Origin of the sequence: Microcystis sp. M090S1 (assembly GCF_020246295.1) — a bacterium.
Lineage (GTDB): Bacteria > Cyanobacteriota > Cyanobacteriia > Cyanobacteriales > Microcystaceae > Microcystis > Microcystis aeruginosa.
In genome coordinates, this window is the sequence record NZ_JADBTF010000413.1 from 1 (window position 1) to 5371 (window position 5371).

5 protein-coding genes are annotated in these 5371 nt (G+C 44.4%); 3 read left to right on the forward strand and 2 right to left on the reverse strand.

The window, feature by feature from the left end; genetic code table 11:
* Positions 1-191: 191 nt before the first annotated feature.
* The 3 genes from IM477_RS18245 to gyrB all read left to right on the forward strand — a co-directional run bounded on the left by IM477_RS18245 (position 192) and on the right by gyrB (position 4512).
* Complete coding sequence (locus IM477_RS18245) at positions 192-575, forward strand: ABC transporter substrate-binding protein (RefSeq protein WP_287732951.1); 384 nt, start codon at positions 192-194, stop codon at positions 573-575.
* 261 nt (positions 576-836) lie between these two features.
* Positions 837-1547 (forward strand): response regulator transcription factor, encoded by a 711-nt coding sequence (locus tag IM477_RS18250; protein WP_287732952.1) that lies wholly within the window; start codon positions 837-839, stop codon positions 1545-1547.
* A 298-nt stretch (positions 1548-1845) separates the two neighbouring features.
* Positions 1846-4512, forward strand: a complete 2667-nt coding sequence (gene gyrB / locus IM477_RS18255) for a DNA topoisomerase (ATP-hydrolyzing) subunit B (RefSeq protein WP_287732954.1) — start codon at positions 1846-1848, stop codon at positions 4510-4512.
* 78 nt (positions 4513-4590) lie between these two features.
* Here gyrB and IM477_RS18260 read toward each other — a convergent pair whose 3' ends face one another.
* Together IM477_RS18260 and IM477_RS18265 are read right to left on the reverse strand one after the other, a co-directional pair.
* Positions 4591-4788 carry a hypothetical protein gene (locus IM477_RS18260; protein ID WP_287732956.1) on the reverse strand — a complete coding sequence of 66 codons (198 nt, stop codon included), beginning with the start codon at positions 4786-4788 and terminating at the stop codon, positions 4591-4593.
* Positions 4709-5011, reverse strand: coding sequence for a BrnT family toxin (locus IM477_RS18265; protein WP_353845560.1), 303 nt, complete (start codon positions 5009-5011; stop codon positions 4709-4711). The genes IM477_RS18260 and IM477_RS18265 overlap by 80 nt, the downstream gene beginning before the upstream one ends.
* Positions 5012-5371: the final 360 nt, after the last annotated feature.

A 5371-nucleotide genomic window follows, 5' to 3' on the forward strand; every position in this document is an offset into this window, starting at 1 on the left:
TGTCAGTCTGTAGAGCGACCATAAGACCAGAACAGAGTAAATCTGTTAAGGCAGGTGCGGAACCCCGCAAGGGAAAGAAGCAGAAACCTAAATCGTGAGGTTTGGGAATCACCGTCCGTTTACGGCGGTGAGGATGTCAAGTTGATCGTCTCGATCCCGTTTTTGAGGTTATTCGCTCCAATCGTCAGCGTTTGCCTCTGTTTAGTAGTCCCACCCTCTACAATATTCGTACCCTCGAAGATGGCGGCAAAAACGCCCAAGGTTTAACCCTTGCCGCACCCTGGCACCCCTCGGTTAACCAGACTTTTGCCAATCTTATGCAGGAACAGTGGCGCGGTCCGGTTAGTTGGCGCACAGCCACCAGTTTTGACGCTACACGGGTGATTATTGCCGGTTTAAGGGAAAATCCTCAACGTCAGGGCCTACAATCCCGGCTGCGTTCCGCCAATTTTCATCAAACAGGGGCCACCGGAAAAATTAGCTTTGATCCCAATACTGGCGATCGCATCGGTCAACCGGTGTTAATTCAAGTGCGATCGACTCCCTCCGGTGAGCAGTTTGTCCCTTTACCTTGAAAAGTCCCCAGTCCACAAAAGTCGGGAGAGTTGGCAACTCTCCCCCCAAAAAGTCTCAAAAATTACAATTATTTCAATGTTCAACCCTGAGCAAGAAATGAATGGCTAATATGTTAAAATATGCCTAAGTAGGTAGGTTTTAAAAATTGTCAGATTCCCCCTTATTAAGGGGAGCAGGGGGCATCCGCACCCCCCTTATTAAGGGGGGCAGGGGGGATCAAAGGCAAAATCTATCTTCAATTAAATTATAACTACTTACTTATGGATATCGTTATTATCGAAGATGAAATTGAAATCGCCCATTTGATTGAGCAAACTTTAGAGCGGGAGTCCTTTACTTGTCATCTGGCTTATAATGGTAGGGTAGGACTAGAACTATTTTATCAAAAGCAACCAGACTTAGTTATTTTAGATTTAATGTTACCGGAATTAGACGGACTAGAATTGTGTGCTAGAATTCGCCAAAAACCCGGGACAAAAGACCCCTATATTCTCATGTTAACCGCTAGGGGAGAAGAAATTGATCGCATTATCGGCCTATCTACGGGAGCCGATGATTACATGGTCAAACCCTTTAGTCCCCGGGAATTAACCGCTCGCGTAAGAGCATTATTAAGACGTAGTTTAAGACACGATAGCCAACCCCAACAACTCCATCGCAGCCGTCATTTTCTGATCGACTTAGATCAACATTCTGCTCTTCGTAAATTGGAAGGAATGCCAGAGGAAACCCTCGATTTAACCACCTTAGAATTTAATTTATTAGCTACCTTTGTCAGTTATCCCAATCGCGTCTGGAGTCGCACCCAATTAATCGATAATCTCTGGGGGAATGATTTTTTTGGCGATGAAAGGGTAGTAGATACCCATATCCGACGCTTACGCAAAAAAGTAGAACCCGATCCTGCTAATCCGATCTTTATCAAAACTGTAGTCGGTGTCGGTTATAAATTTGAGGATGACATTGTTTAAAGACTATTGATCAGTTATCAGTTATCAGTGATCGGTTATCAGTGCTCAGGTGTGAGTTTTCAGGTGTGAGTTTTCAGTGAATAGTATTAAGGGACAAGCTCGCAGCTGCCTTTTTACTGTTTACTGCTCACTGTTTACTGTTTACTGCTCACTGATTACTGACCAACACCCCAACCCCAATAAAAAATTCTCCCTAAAGGCATTTAAGCAGTCTTTAACCCTTATGTGCTAAAATTTTTGAAGATTTTGCCATTCATTTAGGTTCAATCAGGGATCACAGCCTTTTCAGGGAAATTTTATGACAAGTAACTACGGCGCGGAACAGATACAAGTTCTCGAAGGGTTAGAACCAGTCAGGAAGCGGCCGGGGATGTATATCGGTACGACCGGGCCGCGGGGACTACATCATTTAGTCTATGAAGTGGTGGACAACTCGATCGATGAGGCCCTAGCGGGTTACTGTACTCATATCGAAGTGGATATCAAGGCCGATGGTTCCGTCAGCGTCACCGACGATGGCCGGGGTATTCCCACCGATGTTCACCCCACCACGGGTAAATCTGCCCTAGAAACCGTTCTCACTATACTTCATGCCGGCGGTAAATTTGGCAGTGGTGGTTATAAAGTGTCGGGAGGGTTACACGGAGTCGGGATTTCCGTCGTTAATGCCCTTTCTGCATGGGTCGATGTCACCGTCTGGCGCGATCATAAAGTACATACCCAACGCTACGAAAGAGGTATCCCCGTCACAGAATTGGTCAGCAGTCCCAGTCAAGAGGAAAAAACGGGAACTAGGGTTAATTTCCTGCCGGACACCGAAATTTTTAGCCAAGGCATCGAATTTGATTACAGTACCCTCTCCGGACGTTTACGAGAACTAGCCTACTTAAATGCGGGTGTTAAAATCACCTTTAGCGATTACCGTCCCGAAGAACCCCACATCGAAACCTATTGTTATGAGGGGGGTATTAAAGAATACGTCGCCTATATGTGTCGGGAAAAAGAAACCCTGCACAAAGATATTATCTATGTATCGGGGGAAAAGACGGGAATTAATATTGAAGTGGCTTTTCAGTGGTGTATAGATGCCTATAGCGACAATATTCTCGGTTTTGCTAATAATATCCGCACCATTGACGGCGGTACTCACCTAGAAGGATTAAAAGCAGTTCTGACTCGTACTTTAAATAATGTTGCTCGTAAACGCAATAAAATTAAAGAAAACGAGCCTAATCTAGCGGGTGAAAACGTCCGCGAGGGGTTAACCGCCGTTATTTCCGTAAAAGTCCCCGAACCGGAATTCGAGGGACAAACCAAGACCAAATTAGGTAACACCGAAGTCCGGGGTATTGTCGATTCGCTGGTGGGGGAAACTCTCAACGAATACTTAGAACAAAATCCCCAAGTAGCCGACACGATTATCGAAAAAGCAGTACAAGCGTACAAGGCGGCGGAAGCGGCCCGACGGGCCCGGGACTTAGTACGACGGAAATCGGTCTTGGAATCCTCACCTTTACCAGGTAAATTGGCTGATTGTAGCGAAAGAGACCCAGAAAGGTCAGAAATTTACATTGTCGAAGGTGACAGCGCCGGCGGCTGTTTTCATGGTGATACAGAAATCGCCCTTGTCGATGGACGCAACCTCAGTTTTAAACAGCTAGTGACCGAACAAGCCCAAGGAAAGGAACATTTTTGTTATACCATTCGTGACAATGGCACGATCGGGGTTGAACGAATTATTAATGCCCGCATCACCAAAAAAGACGCAGAAGTAATTAAAATTACTCTCGATCATGGTGAAGCGATTATTTGTACTCCTGACCATCTTTTCCTGTTAAGAGATGGTAGCTATAAACCGGCTGCGGCTTTAACTCCAGAAGATGCTTTAATGCCTTTGTATCGGAAATTGTCCGATCTTCGTGACACCGGAATCACCATTAACGGTTATGAAATGGTCTGGAATCCCGCTTCCGATTCTTGGTTGTTCACTCATGCGATCGCTGATTGGTATAATCGTTGGCAGGGAATTAACACGATCAAGAAAACTTACTATCAAAAAACCCTAGCGACCTTAAAGCAAATTGAGATCGATCGAGGTTATATTGATTTGGAAGCTTATCAAAAATATCGGCTTCAGACGCGGGATAAATCAATATTGCGATTTGATTCTTTTTGCGATCGCTACTTTGATGGTGATAAAAATAAAGCCTTAGAAGCGGTGGCTAATTACAATCATCGAGTTGTGGCGATCGAGCGATTAGAAACAAGATTCGATGTCTATGATATCGAGGTTCCTCGTACCCATAACTTTGCCCTTGCTTCCGGTGTTTTCGTCCATAACAGTGCCAAACAGGGGCGCGATCGTCGTTTTCAAGCGATTCTACCTCTGCGGGGAAAAATCCTCAATATCGAAAAAACCGATGATGCCAAAATCTACAAAAATACGGAAATTCAATCCTTAATTACAGCCCTCGGTTTAGGGATTAAAGGAGAAGATTTCGACCCCTCACAATTGCGCTATCATCGCATTGTTTTAATGACTGACGCTGATGTAGATGGCGCACACATCCGAACTTTGTTGTTAACTTTCTTCTATCGTTATCAGAAGAATTTAATTGACCAAGGTTATGTATATATCGCCTGTCCTCCTCTCTATAAATTGGAACGCGGTAAAAATCATTCCTACTGCTATAGCGATCGAGAATTACAGCAAAAGATAGCGGAATTTCCCTCCAATGCTAACTACACAATCCAACGTTTTAAAGGGTTAGGAGAAATGATGCCCCAACAACTTTGGGATACTACCATGAATCCCGAAACTCGCACTTTAAAACGGGTGGAAATCGAAGACGCAGCCAAAGCAGAGGAATTATTTACGATTCTTATGGGCGATCGAGTTGCCCCCCGGCGAGAATTTATCGAAACCCACGGATCGCGTTTAAATCTTACGGATTTGGACATTTAAAAGATAACTTTGGGCTGTGTTAGTCTAGGCTAATACAGCCCCCGATAAAATCCCCAAATCCAGTTACTAATCGGAGGGTTAGGGATTCAAGGAAACTGGGGTGCATTCCACGACTTCATCGAAAAAATCAGCCGGCAGCGGTGGATTATCGGGGTCTTCTAGGGCGTTTTTTTCAATTTCCGCCTCGCTCATCCCTTTAACTTTCTTCCAGTCTGTTTTGCCTTTCAACTTCGCCCACTGTTCGCGGGTGACTCTGGTAATATGTTCTTCGTTCACGGTTGTTAGCCCTCCTAGCACTAATTATTCGACGAACCGAGCCACGCCATGTATAAACCACCACCAAAACGATATTATCGATTGTACCCACTAGAATCACTCGAATTTCGCCGTAATTCTGACGGTTATCCACGCGCTCGATTATCGGCCCGCTAAAAATCGCTTCCAGGTCGGCGAAATCTATGCCGTGTTTTTCTATATTAGCCTGACGCTTATCGAAAATTTGGGTTAAAACCCCGTCGTTTTACGACGGCTTTTCCTGATCTTTGATATAAGACTTAAGAACTTCCAGTGGCGCACCTCTCAGTTATCAGTTATCAGTTATCAGTTATCAGTGGGTAAGTTATCAGTTATCAGATGTGAGTTTTTAAGTGTGCAGTATTAAATAAGTAGTCGTGCAAAATTAATTTCCTAGTGAAGATAGGCAAGAGGCAAGAGACAAGAGGCAAGAGACAAGAGGCAAGAGGTGGTTAGATATGTGTAATTACTGGACTTCCCCCGTATAAACATACTAGCTATGGCTAAAAGTCTTACAGAGCCTGAGTTCAAGCAATACAATACCAATGAACTACTGGACACAAAA